The organism is Arthrobacter sunyaminii (assembly GCF_018866305.1).
Classification (GTDB): domain Bacteria; phylum Actinomycetota; class Actinomycetes; order Actinomycetales; family Micrococcaceae; genus Arthrobacter_B; species Arthrobacter_B sunyaminii.
Window position 1 is genome coordinate 2,441,441 of record NZ_CP076456.1, and the last position, 15,596, is coordinate 2,457,036.

The 15,596-nt window shown below is 63.4% G+C and carries 14 protein-coding genes; 7 read left to right on the forward strand and 7 right to left on the reverse strand.

Translation table 11 applies throughout. From position 1 onward, the window contains the following. Window positions 1-3 precede the first annotated feature (3 nt). Window positions 4-1,725: an MDR family MFS transporter gene (locus KG104_RS10885; protein WP_207347015.1), complete on the reverse strand. Its 1,722-nt coding sequence runs from the start codon at window positions 1,723-1,725 to the stop codon at window positions 4-6. 190 nt (window positions 1,726-1,915) lie between these two features. On the opposite strand from KG104_RS10885, the gene KG104_RS10890 reads away from it, so the two are divergent. Next, complete coding sequence (locus KG104_RS10890) at window positions 1,916-3,001, forward strand: DUF2776 family protein (RefSeq protein ID WP_207347016.1); 1,086 nt, start codon at window positions 1,916-1,918, stop codon at window positions 2,999-3,001. Between the two features lie 12 nt (window positions 3,002-3,013). On the opposite strand, the gene KG104_RS10895 is transcribed toward KG104_RS10890, so the two are convergent. The 3 genes from KG104_RS10895 to KG104_RS10905 all read right to left on the reverse strand — a co-directional run bounded on the left by KG104_RS10895 (window position 3,014) and on the right by KG104_RS10905 (window position 6,327). Beyond that, window positions 3,014-3,577, reverse strand: a complete 564-nt coding sequence (locus KG104_RS10895; protein WP_207347017.1) for a DUF2087 domain-containing protein — start codon at window positions 3,575-3,577, stop codon at window positions 3,014-3,016. A 95-nt stretch (window positions 3,578-3,672) separates the two neighbouring features. Beyond that, window positions 3,673-4,014: a chorismate mutase gene (locus KG104_RS10900; protein WP_207347018.1), complete on the reverse strand. Its 342-nt coding sequence runs from the start codon at window positions 4,012-4,014 to the stop codon at window positions 3,673-3,675. Window positions 4,015-4,023: 9 nt separating this feature from the next. After that, complete coding sequence (locus KG104_RS10905; protein WP_207347019.1) at window positions 4,024-6,327, reverse strand: MMPL family transporter; 2,304 nt, start codon at window positions 6,325-6,327, stop codon at window positions 4,024-4,026. 135 nt (window positions 6,328-6,462) lie between these two features. On the opposite strand from KG104_RS10905, the gene KG104_RS10910 reads away from it, so the two are divergent. Continuing rightward, window positions 6,463-6,945, forward strand: coding sequence for a VOC family protein (locus tag KG104_RS10910; protein WP_207347020.1), 483 nt, complete (start codon window positions 6,463-6,465; stop codon window positions 6,943-6,945). 14 nt (window positions 6,946-6,959) lie between these two features. Here KG104_RS10910 and KG104_RS10915 read toward each other — a convergent pair whose 3' ends face one another. Next, the gene (locus KG104_RS10915; protein WP_207347021.1) at window positions 6,960-7,757 is read right to left on the reverse strand and encodes an SOS response-associated peptidase; all 798 of its coding nucleotides are present in this window, start codon (window positions 7,755-7,757) and stop codon (window positions 6,960-6,962) included. Between the two features lie 105 nt (window positions 7,758-7,862). Here KG104_RS10915 and KG104_RS10920 point away from each other — a divergent pair, with 105 nt between their 5' ends. From KG104_RS10920 to KG104_RS10940, 5 genes are all read left to right on the forward strand, one after another. Next, window positions 7,863-8,135 carry a mycoredoxin gene (locus KG104_RS10920; protein ID WP_104053998.1) on the forward strand — a complete coding sequence of 91 codons (273 nt, stop codon included), beginning with the start codon at window positions 7,863-7,865 and terminating at the stop codon, window positions 8,133-8,135. 354 nt (window positions 8,136-8,489) lie between these two features. After that, window positions 8,490-9,575: an S-(hydroxymethyl)mycothiol dehydrogenase gene (locus KG104_RS10925; protein ID WP_207347022.1), complete on the forward strand. Its 1,086-nt coding sequence runs from the start codon at window positions 8,490-8,492 to the stop codon at window positions 9,573-9,575. Beyond that, window positions 9,576-10,223 (forward strand): MBL fold metallo-hydrolase, encoded by a 648-nt coding sequence (locus KG104_RS10930; RefSeq protein WP_104161241.1) that lies wholly within the window; start codon window positions 9,576-9,578, stop codon window positions 10,221-10,223. Window positions 10,224-10,453: 230 nt separating this feature from the next. Then, on the forward strand, window positions 10,454-10,957 hold the full coding sequence (locus KG104_RS10935; RefSeq protein WP_207347023.1) for a hypothetical protein: 504 nt from the start codon (window positions 10,454-10,456) through the stop codon (window positions 10,955-10,957). Window positions 10,958-11,224: 267 nt separating this feature from the next. Further along, window positions 11,225-12,565 (forward strand): APC family permease, encoded by a 1,341-nt coding sequence (locus tag KG104_RS10940; protein WP_207347024.1) that lies wholly within the window; start codon window positions 11,225-11,227, stop codon window positions 12,563-12,565. A gap of 107 nt (window positions 12,566-12,672) precedes the next feature. Here KG104_RS10940 and KG104_RS10945 read toward each other — a convergent pair whose 3' ends face one another. Further along, window positions 12,673-13,947 carry an MFS transporter gene (locus KG104_RS10945; RefSeq protein ID WP_207347025.1) on the reverse strand — a complete coding sequence of 425 codons (1,275 nt, stop codon included), beginning with the start codon at window positions 13,945-13,947 and terminating at the stop codon, window positions 12,673-12,675. Next, on the reverse strand, window positions 13,944-15,158 hold the full coding sequence (argE, locus tag KG104_RS10950; RefSeq protein WP_104053992.1) for an acetylornithine deacetylase: 1,215 nt from the start codon (window positions 15,156-15,158) through the stop codon (window positions 13,944-13,946). Before argE ends, KG104_RS10945 begins: the two co-directional genes overlap by 4 nt. Window positions 15,159-15,596: the final 438 nt, after the last annotated feature.

The window sequence follows — 15,596 nt, forward strand, 5'->3', positions numbered from 1 at the left end:
CGCTTACCTGGCGGTTGGTTCCTGCTCCGCATCTCCGAGGTGCACCCGCGCGGTCTCGGACAGCGGAATCTGTTTGATGAACAGGGTCATGATCAGGCCGGCGCCCAACGCCGGAATGCCGAGCAGGAAAATTGGCGGCAGGGCATCCCCGAAGGCCTGGGCAATAAAGTCCCGCACCGGCGCGGGCAGCATTTTCAGTTCGGACGGACTGATCGAATTCACTCCGTTGCGGAGCACACCCGCAGCCTGGGCGGGGGCGTCCCCCACCTGGTCATTCAGCCGCTTGATAAAGAAGGAGCCGAACACCGCGATCCCCAGCGAACCTCCCATCTGCCGGAAATAGTTGGCGGAGGATACGCCGGTGCCCATGTTCTGCGCGGGGACGCTGTTCTGCACGATCAGCACCAGGTTCTGCATCAGTGCTCCGATGCCCAGGCCCAGCACAAACATGCCCAGCGCCGTGAACCAGTAGGGCGTGGTGTTGGAAATCCGGGAGAGCAGCAGCAGCCCTATGATCATCACGGCCGCGCCGAGGATGGGATAGATCTTGTACTTTCCGGTACGGGAAATCAGCTGCCCGGTGCCGATCGAGGTAATCAGCACGCCGGCGGTCATGGGCAGCATCATCAGTCCGGACATGGTGGCTGAGGCGCCGTTGACCATCTGCAGGAAGGTGGGCAGGTAGGAAATGCTGCCGAACATGGCCAGCCCCACGGACAGGCCCACCAGGGTGCAGACGAGGAAATTCCGGTTCCGGAAGAGCTGCAGCGGCAGAATCGGCTCAGCGGTACGCAGTTCCACGGGGATGAAGACTGCAATGCCGGCGACGGCGGCTGCTCCCAGCCAGAGGATGGTCGGGGACGTCCAGGCATAGGTGGTTCCGCCCCAGCTGGTCAGCATCACCAGCGCGGCGCTGATGACGGCCAGAAGGACGGCGCCCACGTAGTCCAGTGGAGGGCGGGGTCCGGACCTGGTCGGCAGGTGCAGGGAGGTGATGATCACGGCCAGTGCGATCAGGCCCAGCGGAAGGTTGATGTAGAAAATCCACCGCCAGGACCAGTACTCGGTTAAATAGCCTCCCAGCAGCGGGCCGCTCACCGATGCCAGCCCGAAGGCGGCGCCGATCAGCCCCATGTACCGGCCGCGGTCGCGGGCGGAGACAATGTCACCGATGATGGCCTGTGCGCCGATGATCAGCCCGCCGCCGCCCACCCCCTGGATGGCCCGGTAGGTGATCAGCTCGGTCATGCTGTGCGCCTGCCCGGACAGGGCGGAGCCGGCCAGGAACACCGCAATGGCAAAGACGAAGATGTTCTTGCGTCCCAGCAGGTCGCCGAGTTTGCCGTAGATCGGCAGTCCGATGGTGGAGGTGAGCAGATAGGCCGTAATCACCCAGGACAGGTGGTCCAGGCCCTGGAGGTCTCCCACAATGGTGGGCAGCGCCGTGGACACAATGGTCTGGTCCAGGGCCGAAATCAGCACGGCCAGGATCAACCCGGCGAAGACCAGCCCTGTTTGCCGCCGCGCGTGCGGTGCCGGAGCACCGTCGCCGGGGCCGGCGGGCGGTCCGCCGCGCCGGCCCCGGGGAGTTGCGCTGGCGGGTGCGTTTGGCGCAGCGGGTGGGGAGGCCAGCAGATGGGACGATGCCGGTGAACCCAGATCGGTGGCCGCGCGCGATACGGGGTGGGTGGCTTCTGCGCCGTGGGCGGTAAATTTGGCGGCCATTGACGCTCCTTGGGAGTTCGTCCTGAATAGTGCCGGACCAGACAGCACTTTCCATTCGACGCCCGGCATCCTGCCAAGTCAACGGTCCGTGCGGCGGGCGGCACGTTGCACGGCCAGTGGCGCTCCTTGGGCCTTCCGGCGTTGTTCCGCCCGTGCCGCAGGCGCAAACTGGCACTACCGCCGACCGGCTATGAACGAAACCGCACGGGATCCGCCAATTCTCTCGGGGCAGGCCATGAACCACACCATCAGCATCATTTTTCGCGCCATACCGCTTCTGATGGGCGCTGTTTGCCTGTCCTACGGCCTCTACATCCTGGCCGGGCGGGACGATGCCGATCACTTTGTCGCAGGACACGTCAACGTGGGGCTGACCGCCATCTGTTATGCACTGTTCACGACGGCGGCCACTATCATCAGACAGCTCATCGACCGCTACGGACGCGTCTGGGGAATCGTCCTGCCGCTCTCCGGCTATGTGGTTGCCGCCGCCGCCGTCATTTGGGGCATCGTTCTGGCCACCCGGGACAACACCGCGCAGAACCTCACGGCGGGCTTCGTTGTGATTGGCGTTGGCCTGGTCGCCGCGTGCGTCAGCACCGTTGCCGCCGCATCCACAAAGTTCACGCTGATTCAGTCAGCACAGTTGCTCAATCCTCTGGACGGCCCGCCGGAGGGCGCCCACTCCCGCACCGTCGGCGCCGTCATGATCACGGTTCCGGCGGCGGCCGCCGTCGTCGGCTTCTGTCTTGCGACCGGACTGTTGGTACGCGGAGACACTCCCGGGTTCGTTGCCGGCCACGTTCTGATCGGTCTTTCAGCGATCTGCACGGCGCTGATCGCCCTTGTCGCGAGCATCGTGCGCCAGGTGCGCAACGCCTTCAGCGACGGCGAGCGTTTCGCCTGGGCCTGGCTGGTCGGGGCCGCGGGCACGGTCAACGCAGTGCTCGGACTATTCGTGCTGTTCAGCTCCAGCGAGCCCTATCGGCTGGCTCCGGGGTGTGTGCTGATCGGCCTCGGACTGATCTGCTTCAGCATCCTGTCGAAAGTGCTGCTGCTGGCCCTCGTTTGGCGCCGCACGTTTGCCCTGGCCAACCGCATCCCGCTCATGCCCATCGGAACAGCCCTGACCTGTCTGTTCTTCGCCGCGTTCCTCTTTGAAGCCGCAGACACCCAGCCGGCGTTCTTTGTCGGCGCGCACGTGCTGGTTGGACTCGGAGCCATCTGCTTTACGCTCTTCTCCATCGTGTCGATCCTTGAAGAGGGAACCTCGTAGCAGCAAGTTGCACTAAGCAAATTCCATGCCGTCCGCCGGGCGCGGACTTGCCAGCCAGTAACGCGATCCCTCCGGATTGCGCAGGACGATCCCCTCATCCACCAGGTAGCGGCGAACGGCGGCGGGATCGGTGGAATAACCGCCCAGACGGCCGGTGATTTCCCGTTCAGTCAGGACGGGAACCTCTCCCGGGGGTGCCGGAACGGTTTCGAAGACGTGGCCGGCAACGTAGTGGAGCAACTCCAGCCGGTCGGCCTGCCGCCGGGGATACGAAGAGATTTTTCCGTTCACGAGGAACCTGCGCACCGAGGTATCCGGTGCTTCCTTGCCGCTGGCCAGCAACCGGGCAAACACACCGCCTGCGGGATGGACATCGCACGCGCCGGAGGTAACCAGGCCGGCCTTTTGCAGTACGGCCAGCGATTTGCGTTCCTTGGGGTCCAGGTCCTGGCCGTCAAGGGGTGCACCCCGCTCGGCAGCCGTGACTATTCGTGCATAGAGCCGCAGCCGGCGCTCATCCGCGAGCGCAGCAGCGATGGTCCGCCATTGTTCCGGTGCGGTCTGTTCCTGGTCCATATCTGCTTCTCCCCCTGGCTGCTGTCCCGGTGCGGGGCACCTATGACGTGTGAGTACCGTACCCCACACCTGCAATCCGGCATCCCGCCCGTCAGCTAGCTGCGGGAGAAGGCATCCAGTTTGGCCCGGGTCTGCGCTTCATGCCGCACTTTGAGCTCGTAGTCGATGAAGGCATCAATCATGGCCCGGTACGTGGCCTCCACCACTGTGGGGTCACCGTCCTGGGCTTGTGCTGTGGTTCGGACATGCTCGAGGACCTCCTCGACGCGCGCGGGAGCTTTGACTTCGGCGTCGTTGTCCTTGAGGGAACCGGCGAGGCGCACCAGCCGCTCCCGGCGCCAGATCAGCGCCACGATTTCCTCGTCGATTTCATCGATGGCGGTGCGGACATCGTCCAGCTGGGAGGTCATGGATCGTTGGTGATCAAGGCTTTCCATGACAATAGATTAGCTGGCTGGGGCTCCCGGGTTCTCCGGAGGCCACTGTCCGGCGGACCCGGCATGACCGGGAACTGCCTTCCTGTGATGTCCCGGTGCCACCCGGGAGAGTTTGGAAGGCCACCAGATTCTGCGCCCGATGTCGTAGGACAGGGCGGGTACCAGCAGCGAACGCACCACCAGGGTGTCCAGCAGGACCCCGAAGGCGACAATAAAGGCCAGCTGTGCCAGGAAGAGCACCGGGATCACGCCCAGGGCGGCGAAGGTCGCCGCCAGGACAATGCCGGCACTGGTAATGACGCTGCCGGTAATCAGCAGCCCGCGGACCACTCCTTCCCTGGTGCCGTGAATGATGCTCTCTTCCCGAACGCGGGTCATCAGGAAGATGTTGTAGTCCACGCCCAGAGCCACGAGGAAGATAAAGCCGAACAGCGGAACGGCCGGATCTGCCCCCGGGAAGCGGAAGACGTGGTTGAACACCAGGGCGGAGACGCCCATGGTCGCTCCGAAGGACAGCAGGACCGTCAGGATCAGCAGGAACGGGGCCAGCAGCGCCCGCAGCAGGAGCATCAGCAGGAACAGGATCACCACCAGGACCACCGGAATGATCAGGTTCCGGTCATGGGCGGCCGCCGCGTTGGTGTCGATGGTCGTGGCCGTCACCCCGCCCACCAGGACATCGCCGATCCCGGCCACTTTGTCCCTCATGGCGGTTACTGCCTGTTCGGCGGCATCGGACTCCGCGGCATCCTTCAGCGTGGCCTCCAGCAGAACTTTCCCGTCCACCACCTTGGGCGCACCTGAGGTTCCCGGGACGGGCGAGGCCTGTACGCCGTCGGCCGTCACCGGAAGCGTTCCGGCCGGGGTGCCCGTAGCATCCACGGCCAGGGCATCCACGCCCTGAACCTCCAGGACTGCACGGGCCACGGTGTCCAGTTCCCCTTCCGGAGCCACAATCAGTGCCGGACTGCCCGAGCCGGAGGGAAAGTGCTCGCCCAGGACCTGCTGGCCTTCCTTGGTGGCGGTTTGCCCCAGCACAAAATCGCTCTGCGGCACCCCGGAAGCCCGCAGCTGCAGCAGGCCTGACGCCGCAATCAGGAGCACCAGCGTGGGAATCACCCACGTACGGCGCGGATGAGCCTTGACGGTCCGGGCCACGCGTGGCCAGAACCCTTTGGGAGAGTTCCCGTCCCGGTCCGGATGCTCGGACCCGAAGGCGGGCCGGCGGGGCCAGAAGGCCGCCCTCCCGGTCAGCATCAGCAGTGCCGGCAGCAGCGTCATGGCTGCCAGGAACGCAAAGCCGATGCCGATGGCAGCCACCGGGCCCAACGCCTTATTGGAGTTCAGGTCGCTTAGCAGCAGACAGAGCAGGCCGGCCGTTACCGTAGCCGCAGACGCCAGCACCGGCTCGAAGGTTCCCTTCAGTGCCGCCTTGGTAGCGTCCCACCGGCCCTCATGGTCCCGCAGGGATTCCCGGTACCGGGAGACATAGAGCAGGGAATAATCCGTGGCGGCGCCGATGCCCAGGATGAACAGGATTCCCTGCACCTGGCCGTTCAGGGTGAGCGTTCCGGCTTTGGCCAGATAGAAGACCACCAGGATGGCAGCTGACAGGGCAAGGATGGAGGTGAGCAGGACCAGGAACGGCAGCAGCGGTGAACGGTAGACCACTACGAGGATCACCAGCACCGCCAGCGCCGCCACCAGCACCAGCGACGTGTCAATGCCGCCGAAGGCCTCGGTGATGTCCGCCAGCTGTCCGGCCGGTCCGGTGACGTAGCTGTCCAGGCCCGGCGGGATGCCCTCGTGCACCACGCTGCTCAGGTCCTCAACGGTGGCCGAGGCGCTGTCATTGTCCTGCACCGGAACAAAGATTTCCGCTGCCTTGCCGTCGGTGGAGAACTGCGGCGGGGAGACTCCGCCGGCCACGCCGCTCACCTTTGAAAGCTCCGACGCCCGATCGGTAATGAAAGTCCGGTCCGCGTCGGTCAGGCCGCCGTCGTTCACATAGACGACGACGGCGGGAATCGCATCGCTGTCCGTGAACTTCTTCTGCAGCTCAGCCACCTGGGTGGATGCCGAACTGGCGGGCAGATACGACGTTTGGTTGTTGTCGGCCACTTCGCTGATCTTGCCGAAGTAGGGGCCGCCAATGCCTCCGACCCCGAACCAGACCACAATCAGCACCACCGGAATCAGGAAGCGGGCCCACCCGGTGCGTTTCCGCGTCCGGTTCGCCGATGCCTTATCGTCTGCGCCATCCGGCTCGTGACTTCCGGCCGGGCGACGTGGTGGTGGAGAATTCCGTGCCATAAACCCATGACAGCCCCGCACCCCGGACGGGTCAACGCTTCCAGGTGCCCTGAGCCCTTCCGGCCGGCAGATCGCCCGGAAAGTCACACACGTAAGACACAAACTTTTCGGGCAGGCAGTGGCAAGATCAGGAGGGTGAAACCTTCTTTGTCCGTGATCACCGCAGGCGTGCGGGATCTCGAGGTAACCTACGCGTTTTATTCTTCCCGGCTTGGCTGGGAGGCGGTCCAGCACGTCCCTGAAGAGGTCATCTTTTATCAGGTGGGCCCGGGGCTGCTGCTGGCGTTCTTCCGGCGGGACCATCTGGCAGCCGAAGCCGGTCCCATGGGTGAGGCGGCCGCCGCTCCCGTCACCTTGGGCCACAACGTGGGTTCAGCGGCGGAAGTGGACGCAGTCCTGGCCGAAGCTGCTGCAGCCGGAGGGTCGGTCACGGCACCGGGAACGCAGATGAGCTGGGGCGGCTACTCCGGTTACTTCACCGATCCAGACGGCTACCGCTGGGAAGTGTGCCACAACCCGGGCCTGCGCATCGAGGCGGACGGCCACGTCACTCTCGAGGTCATCGACCCCATTGACACCGATCCGGCGCAGGTTGCCCTCTCCGATCTGACCGGCTAGAACAATCTGACCGGCTAGAACAGGGCCGGCTCAGTCGCTTCAGGGGCGGGGGCAGCGAGCAGCTCCGGTCCGTCGTTGCGGATGCTTCCCACCGCCGGCCCCACTTCCCGCAGTGTCCAGCGTGCGGCCTCACCGTGCGCCTGTGCAACAACCCGGTGAACCAGTGCCGCCGCGTCCGGCGCAGCCGGATCCAGCCATGCGGGCATGGACTGCCGGGAAAGCGGAACCGGCATACGGTCGTGCAGCTCCCCCAGTTCCGCGAGCACGTCCGGTTGCCCGGCGCTGCGGATCTCTGCCGGATGCGGAGCGGCAGCAGTGAGGATGGACGTCGAGAGCAGCCAGCTGCCCGGCTCGCCGGGTGCTTTCGCCGGGTCGCGCCACCATTCGTAGAGTCCGGCAAAAAAGGTCAGCGCCCCGTCCGCACGCTGCACATAATAGGGTCGCTTGGTTTTTCCGGGCCCGGTTTTCCACTCGTAATAGCCCTGCACCGGCACCGCGCAGCGGCGCGAGACAACGGCATCGCGGAAGGTCGGCTTCTCCAGCACCGTTTCGCTGCGCGCGTTGAAGGCGCGCACCCCGGCCGAAGCGTCCTTCGCCCAGCCCGGCACCAGTCCCCACCGCGCCACATGCACCTGGCGCACCCGGCGGCGCTCCTGCTGCCGCTCGCCGACAAACCGTTCCAGCACCACCGGCACGTCCGACGTCGGCGCGACGTTCCAGGACGAGCGCAGCTCCAGGAACGCATCGGCCTCGGCCTCGGCCTCAGCGACCAGGTCCGCCGTCGTCTTTGCCATTACGTAACGTCCGCACATGTTTCCAGTCTGCCAGTCCGTCCGGCCGCCCGCGGGAATTGAACAAGCGCCCCCGAGGTTGTACGGTGCAGTCCCCTGTTCCCGCGCACACAAAAGGAGCCTTTCATGGCCGCCACAGCAGAAGCATTCACCCCCGACGCCGGTTCCATCACTATGTTCTCCACCTCCTGGTGCGGTTACTGCCGCCGCCTGAAGTCCCAGCTGGACGCAGCGGGCATCGGCTACAACGAGGTGAACATTGAGAACGTGGACGGCACCGCCGAACTCGTGGCAGAAATCAACGGCGGCAACCAGACCGTGCCCACCGTGATCTTCCCGGACGGCTCATCGGCCACCAACCCGTCCGCCGCAGAGGTCAAGGCCCGCCTGGGCGTCTAGTCCTCCCGGGGCCAAAACGTCGCCCAGCCGGCCCGTAGTACAGGTAATGGGGCCAAAAGCGGCATTTATGCCCGTTACCTGTACAACGGAGTGCGGCAAACCCCGTTACCTGTACAACGAATTCCGGCAAACCCCGCGGCGCCACTAGTTCTCAATACGCAGGCCCGGCGGCCGCTTTCGCGGTAAGGTCACCGGTTATGTGAATCAAGTGCCGGGACCCGCCCGCAAGGTCTGCCCTTCTTCACTGATTCATTCACTCACGTCAACTTCGCGCACATCCGTCCCGCTTCATAGGATGGATGCGGAGCGCCGGACATCGGCGTCCCGCCCGGACACCCCCGAGAGGCAGCACTCATGGTTCATAAGGTTCAGGCCGTAGTCGTCAAGGAAAAGAACGCCCCCGTTTCACTGGAGACCATTCTGGTTCCGGATCCCGGCCCCGGAGAAGCCCTGGTGGACATCCTCACCTGCGGCGTCTGCCATACCGACCTGCACTACAAGCAGGGCGCCATCAACGACGATTACCCGTTCCTGCTCGGCCACGAAGCCACCGGCGTGGTTTCCGCCGTCGGCCCCGACGTCACCGAGGTTGCCCCCGGTGACCGCGTGGTCCTGAACTGGCGTGCCGTCTGCGGTGAGTGCCGGGCCTGCCGCAAGGGCGAGCCGCAGTACTGCTTCAACACCCATAACGCCACCCAGAAGATGACCCTGGAGGACGGCACCGAGCTCACCGCTGCCCTGGGCATCGGCGCCTTCGCGGAGAAGACCCTCGTGGCCGCCGGCCAGTGCACCAAGGTGGACGACGACGTCGACGCCGCCGCGGTGGGCCTGCTCGGCTGCGGCATCATGGCCGGCATTGGCGCCGCCATCAACACCGGAGAGGTCAAGCGCGGCGAGTCCGTAGCCGTGATCGGCTGCGGCGGCGTGGGCATTGCCGCTGTTGCCGGGGCACAGCTGGCCGGAGCCACCACCATCATCGCGGTGGACATTGACTCCAAGAAGCTGGAACTGGCCAAGGCACAGGGCGCCACACACGTCATCAACTCCAAGGAAGAAGACCCGGTCGAGGCCATCCGCGCCCTCACCGGAGGCAACGGCGCAGACGTGGTGATTGACGCCGTCGGCCGCCCCGAAACCTACAAGCAGGCGTTCTACGCACGCGACCTCGCCGGACGCGTTGTCCTGGTGGGCGTGCCCAACCCGGAAATGAAAATCGAACTGCCGCTGGCAGACGTCTTTGGCCGCGGCGGATCACTGAAGTCCTCCTGGTACGGCGACTGCCTGCCCTCGCGCGACTTCCCGATGCTGGTGGAGCAGTACAAGCTGGGCCGCCTGGACCTGGACGCCTTTGTGTCCGAGCGCATCGGCCTGAAAGACATCGAGGAAGCCTTCACCAAGATGCACGACGGTAAGGTCCTGCGTTCGGTGGTGGTCCTCTAGATGGGCGCGAACATCGACAAGGTTGTCACCTCCGGCACCTTCTCGCTGGACGGCGGCACCTGGGACGTGGACAACAACGTGTGGATCGTCGGTGACGACGCGCAGGTGATCATCATTGACCCGGCCCACGACGTCGACGCCGTGGCTGCCGCCGTCGGCGACCGCGAGGTCCAGGGGATCCTGCTCACGCACGGACACGATGACCACATCCGCGCCGTGGGCGAGGCACGGGACCGCTTCAGCGCTCCCGTGTTCCTGCACGCTGCGGACCGGATGCTCTGGGACGCCGTGTTCCCGGATGAGGGACCCGACGACGACATCGAGGACGGCGACATCTTCGAGGTGGCCGGCATTACCCTGCAGGCCATCCACACGCCGGGGCACTCCCCCGGCTCCGTGTGCTTCCTGCTGGCTGCCGATGCACCCGGCGACGGTTCACCGGTGGTGTTCAGCGGTGACACGCTGTTCAGCGGCGGCCCCGGAGCCACGGGGCGCTCCTACAGCGACTTCCCCACCATCATCAAGTCCATCCGCGAACGCCTCCTGACCCTGCCGTCGGAGACCCGGGTGCTGACCGGTCACGGCGACTCCACCACCATCGGTGCGGAGGCACCGCACCTGGAGGAATGGATCGCCCGCGGGCACTAACCTGCTGTTCGGCGGGGCTGGTGTTTCCTTCCGAGGAGCATCAGCCCCGGCGCGCGGAAGCAGCGGTCCCGCGCCTGGCCCGTATCGCCCGCTGCACCGTTTAGGCTCATCAAGTGAACAGCTCCAAAGGTGCCGCGAGTCCGGGCGGATCCGGCCCCGGCACCAGAAACCCCGCGACAGTACAGCACACGGAAGGCTTCCTGATCAGGAAGTTACGCCGGCTGCCAAGCTTGGGCCTCTTCCTCCTCATCGCAGTTCTCTACACGGTTGTCCTGCTCGGCATGGACTACTTCACAGGGGAGATCCTGGGGCCGGGGCGCATCGCCTTCACCGCTATCACGGGCATAGCCCTCAGCTCCTTCATCCTCTGGTTTGTGAAATGGCAGCGGGCACGAGAGCGCCGGAAGCCTGCGGGCTGGCCCACCGCCACCAACTTCCGGACAGCCCTGTCCTCCGGCGAACTTCCGGAAGGTGCAAGGGCGGAGCAATGGCTTCCGGAACTGACAAAGGCAATTCGGCACGAGCGACTTATGGCCTGGCTCGGAATGCTCGTGTTCATTGGTTTCGCCGGGTTAGGTGTTTTTCTCATTATCGACAACCCTGACCATCCGTGGTTCTGGGTGGCTGCCACGGTGTTCTTCACCGTGGCGGCAGCCTGGTACCCGATATGGACTCCCCGCCGCCGGAAGAAAATGCAGAACCTCATCGCGCAGCTCCCTGATCAGGAGGCGTAGTGTCAGGACGCAGAACTATCCACTCGTGCGGATGACACGGGCAGGGTTGCCGACGGCGACGACGTTGGATCGGAGGGGATACTGCGCGCCTCCGGGTCGCCTGCAACGTCCGCTCGGTAGTAGGCATCAGCAAGCTCCGGCGCGGACGAACAACACAAGGGTGAGAACGGCTTGAATTAGTCCGCCCCCCTACCAGCGCTAACTACCCACATTCTGAATTTCGGCCAAGTAGTTGCCTTCGGGCGGCAAGCGGACTCCAATAGTCCAATGACGAAAGATACCGGCACAGCCACCTCCAAAGCACCAACCGGGCTGAAGCGGGCAATTGGTGCGCCGCTGCTGTTCGCGTTTATTGTGGGCGACACCCTCGGCGCCGGCATTTACACCCTGGTGGGTACCATGGCCGCCGATGTCGGCGGCGCAATCTGGATACCCCTGCTGATTGCGCTGGTCGTTGCTCTGCTCACCGCCGCGACGTACGCGGAGCTGATCACCAAATATCCCCACGCCGGCGGTGCCGCGCGTTACGCCGACCGGGCTTTCGGCATCCCCTATGTGTCATTCCTCGTCGGCTTCCTGATGATGGCCTCAGGAATCACCACAGCCGCTGCCCTTGCTAACGCTTTCGCGGGCGATTATTTGACAGCGATCATCGATGTTCCGGCCGCCCCTGCAGCAATCGTGTTCATCATCCTGCTGACCCTGATCAATCTTCGCGGCGTCCGGGAGTCCCTCGGGGCGAACCTCGTGGCCTCAATCATCGAGGTAACCGGTCTCGTCATTGTCATCGTTGTCGCCGCCATCGTCTTCACCTCCGGCAACGGAGACCCCTCCCGCCTCCTTGAGTTCGCACCGGACGTACCGCCCCTCCAAGGCGCCTTCGCCGCATCGATTGTCGCCTTCTTCTCTTTCCTCGGTTTCGAGGCCGCAGCCAACATGGCCGAGGAAGTACGCAACCCGTCCAAGGCCTACCCCCGCGCCTTGTTCGGCGCCATCAGCACCGCCGGGGTCGTCTATCTCCTCATCGCCATCGGGGCGGTCATCGTCCTGCCGCCGGCTGATCTGGCCGAATCCACCGGACCTCTGCTAGATGTTGTCGCCGCGAGCGGCGTCGGAATCCCGCCGGGAGTCTTCAGCATCATCGCCCTGATCGCCATTTCCAACGGTGCACTGCTGTTCATGGTGATGGCCAGCCGTGTCGGCTACGGATTAGCCGAAGCCGAGCTGCTCCCCCGTGCCTTCAGCCGCGTGCTGCCCGGCCGCCGCACTCCCTGGGTCTCCATCGTGGTCATTGCCGGTTTGACGATCGTCCTTACCCTCACCGGAAATGTCGCCACATTGGCGGAAACCACGGTGCTGCTCCTGCTCCTGGTGTTCCTTTCTGCCAACGTCAGCGTCCTCGTCCTCAAAAAGGACAAAGTCGACCACGACCACTTCACCGCCCCCCGCATCCTGCCGGTCCTCGCGATCATCGCGAGCATCGCACTCCTCACCCAGCAGTCCGCGACCATCTGGCTCAGCGCCGCCGTGTATGTAGTGATCGGTTCCCTGTTGTTCCTCGCGGCCCGGGCCGGACGTAAACACCAGGAGCGAGTGGACGCCCGCTAAGCTGCGGCGTCATAGCCTTGTAACCCCACGGCAAAGGCCCCGTCTCTCTGCTAATTGGCAGAGAGACGGGGCCTTCCGGGGATTGGAAGTGAACCAATCGTTGAGGCTTAGGGCCGGCCGTAACGAGTTCTCACGAAGTACAAGCCAACGAGGGAAATCACCGCGATGGCCATGTAGTACAACCCCGGTGCGCTCAACGACCCGGTGACACTCAACAGCCAGGTCAGCACCAGCGGTGCAATACCCCCCAGCAACGTCACACCAACGTTATACGTGACTGCCAGCCCGGTTCCCCGAATCGCTGCCGGGAACATCGAGGAGAGCAAGGCAGGAAGCGGTCCAAAGTAGAACGCCATGATCACGCCGAGTATGCCGATAACCATGACAAGTGTTGGCACCGTTGGATTGGTGACCAAGAGCTGGAAAAGCGGCCAAGCCAGGAGCAGCGCACCGATTGCCGCATAAGTCATCACCTTTGCGGGTCCCACCCGGTCCGCGAGGTGACCAACAAACGGCACGCCCACGAGGGTAACAATGCCGGCAACCACGCCGCCGAGGTATGCCGCAGTTGCCGGGATTTCCAGGTTTGTCACGGCAAATGTGGGCATGTAGAGAATCATGTAAACGGAGATTGTCGCCACACCAATGACAGCTGAACCGGCAAGCAGGCGCCCATAATGGTTCACGATCAAGGTCTTGACCGGAGAAGATTCCTTTTCACTGTGAATGAAATCCTCGGTCTCCGAAAGCCTGGCGCGGATGTAGAGTCCCACCGGACCAATAAGCAGGCCGACGAAAAACGGCACACGCCAGCCCCAGCTGTTCAGCGCCTCTTCGGAGAGTCCTTCAGTCAGCGCGAAGCCAAAGGCTGAGGCCAGCAGCATTGAGGCGCCCTGGCTTGCCACCTGCCAAGACGAATAAAACGCTTTCTTGTGCGGTGCCGTCTCGATCAGAAATGCAGTTGCAGTGCCAAATTCGCCGCCTGCGGAGAAACCCTGGATGAGGCGTGAGAGCAGGATAATTACCCCGCCCCACATGCCAACCTGGGCGTAGGTGGGCGCCACTGCCATGATCAACGTGCCGACCATCATCAGCAGCAGGGTCAGTGAGAGTGCACTCTTGCGCCCCTTGCGGTCCGCGTAACTACCGAGCACCAGGCCGCCCAGCGGGCGGATCAGGTAGGAAATCGCAAAAGTGGCAAAGGTGAGAATCAGTGCGAACACCGGGTCCGAATCCGGGAAGAAGTTCTTGGCAATGACGGTTGCAAAGGTTGCGTAGACGATGATGTCGAACCATTCAAGGGCGGCACCAATCGAGCTGCTGATCACCGCCTTCTTAGCATCTTTGAATTGCTTCGGAGTTATCGTTGACGCTGCGCTCATGAGAGGCTCCCGGTGGGCGTGGGCTGAGGATTGGCAGACTGTGCGGTGAGTGCTTCCACAAGGTTGTCGATGAATGATTCGCACGCGGCAATCTGCTCCAGTGCGATGAATTCGTCAGGTGCATGAGCCTGGGCAATGTCGCCGGGTCCGCAAACTACCGTGGGAATGCCCGCATTCGAGAACAGTCCCGCCTCGGTACCGTAGGTCACCTTATCCGGGCTTGGCGTTCCACCCAGTTCGGATGCCAGGGAGACTATGGAGTCCTCCTCGGGAGTATCAAGCCCCGGTGTCTGGGCCAGCACCGTGAAATCAACGCGGGCTTTTGGGTTCCGCTCCTTCATGAGCGCCTCAATGCGCAGCGCTTCAGCACGGAATTCTTCAATGAGTTCCACCGGGTCATCATCCGCAATGGAACGGAATTCAAAGTGAAGCGTGCATGCTGCCGGTATGGTGTTTACCGCGATGCCGCCCTGAATTTGGTTCACCGTAGCAGTGGTGTAGGGGACAATGAAGGCTTCATCAGACGCACCGGCACCGGCGAACTTCTCAGCCTTGGCATCAACAAAGGCCGCAAAGTCGGCGGCGGCAGCAATCGCATTGACTCCCTGCGGGGTCAGTGAGGAATGTGCTGCAATACCGTGAAAATCCACCTTGATGACATTGACCGATTTGTGCCCCCGCACCACGCGCATCGAGGTTGGCTCCCCCACAATGGCACCGCGCGGCTTCAGACCCTCGGCCGTGATGGCCTCTACCAGGCCAACCGCACCGATGCAGCCAACTTCCTCATCGTAGGAGAAGGCCAGATGGATGGGTTCGCTGAGTTCGGCAGCAACGATGGAGTCGAGTTTGGCCATCACCACGCCAACAAAGGATTTCATGTCACAGGCGCCGCGGGCATAAAGCTTGCCATCACGTATTTCAGGGGTGAAAGGGTCAGAGCCCCAGTCCTGTCCGTCGACGGGCACAACATCGGTGTGTCCGGAAAGCACAATGCCACCGGTCCGTGTGCCGTCGCCCGCAGGAATGGTGGCGAGCAAATTTGCCTTCTGACCGGTTGCATCGTGAACCAGCTTGGATTCGATGCCCAGGGCTTTGAGGCGCTCACCCACATACTCGATCAGCGGAAGGTTGCTGTCCCGGCTGACTGTCTCAAAATTGATCAGCCTGGTAATTTCCTCAAGCGTTGCATCGCTCGGTGTTGGTGACATGTTTTACTCCCGGTCTTCATCGAGACAACTGCTGAGGTCCCGCATTATCAGCGGACTGACAGTCGAGAGTCTGTCACTGTGAGCCATCCTTGTCACACTAATTCGGGCTCGGCCGTCATATTCTCATTGCGCGGCACGCGACTTCACTTATTCTGTCTAACAGTTCATGTGAGGAAGGTTGGTGACCAGGCACGTAGTTTTGGTCGGTCTGCCTTGGATTCCTATCTTTCTCGGGGTTGTCACCTTGGTTATCGGAATCACTGGACTCGTGGTCACCACGATGCAGCCGGCGTCCGAGGTAAGGATCGTTAGCAGAATCAGCCGGCGTTTGAAGAAGCGTGATAGGTCCGAATCTTAGTAACCATCGCAGTAGTCAACGCAACAGCCTAAAGAATCGCAGGTAGACCTCGGCATGCCGTTCTTCCGAGAACGTCCCAC

What these genes read in the sequence shown, in the direction of transcription:
- KG104_RS10895 (WP_207347017.1), bottom strand. Translation starts at nt 3,577, where the DNA reads ATGGACCAGGAACAGACCGCACCGGAACAATGGCGGACCATCGCTGCT.
- KG104_RS10900 (WP_207347018.1), bottom strand. Translation starts at nt 4,014, where the DNA reads ATGGAAAGCCTTGATCACCAACGATCCATGACCTCCCAGCTGGACGAT.
- KG104_RS10925 (WP_207347022.1), top strand. Translation starts at nt 8,490, where the DNA reads ATGGTTCATAAGGTTCAGGCCGTAGTCGTCAAGGAAAAGAACGCCCCC.
- KG104_RS10940 (WP_207347024.1), top strand. Translation starts at nt 11,225, where the DNA reads ATGACGAAAGATACCGGCACAGCCACCTCCAAAGCACCAACCGGGCTG.
- KG104_RS10885 (WP_207347015.1), bottom strand. Translation starts at nt 1,725, where the DNA reads ATGGCCGCCAAATTTACCGCCCACGGCGCAGAAGCCACCCACCCCGTA.
- KG104_RS10905 (WP_207347019.1), bottom strand. Translation starts at nt 6,327, where the DNA reads ATGGCACGGAATTCTCCACCACCACGTCGCCCGGCCGGAAGTCACGAG.
- KG104_RS10920 (WP_104053998.1), top strand. Translation starts at nt 7,863, where the DNA reads ATGGCCGCCACAGCAGAAGCATTCACCCCCGACGCCGGTTCCATCACT.
- argE (WP_104053992.1), bottom strand. Translation starts at nt 15,158, where the DNA reads ATGTCACCAACACCGAGCGATGCAACGCTTGAGGAAATTACCAGGCTG.
- KG104_RS10945 (WP_207347025.1), bottom strand. Translation starts at nt 13,947, where the DNA reads ATGAGCGCAGCGTCAACGATAACTCCGAAGCAATTCAAAGATGCTAAG.
- KG104_RS10930 (WP_104161241.1), top strand. Translation starts at nt 9,576, where the DNA reads ATGGGCGCGAACATCGACAAGGTTGTCACCTCCGGCACCTTCTCGCTG.
- KG104_RS10915 (WP_207347021.1), bottom strand. Translation starts at nt 7,757, where the DNA reads ATGTGCGGACGTTACGTAATGGCAAAGACGACGGCGGACCTGGTCGCT.
- KG104_RS10890 (WP_207347016.1), top strand. Translation starts at nt 1,916, where the DNA reads ATGAACGAAACCGCACGGGATCCGCCAATTCTCTCGGGGCAGGCCATG.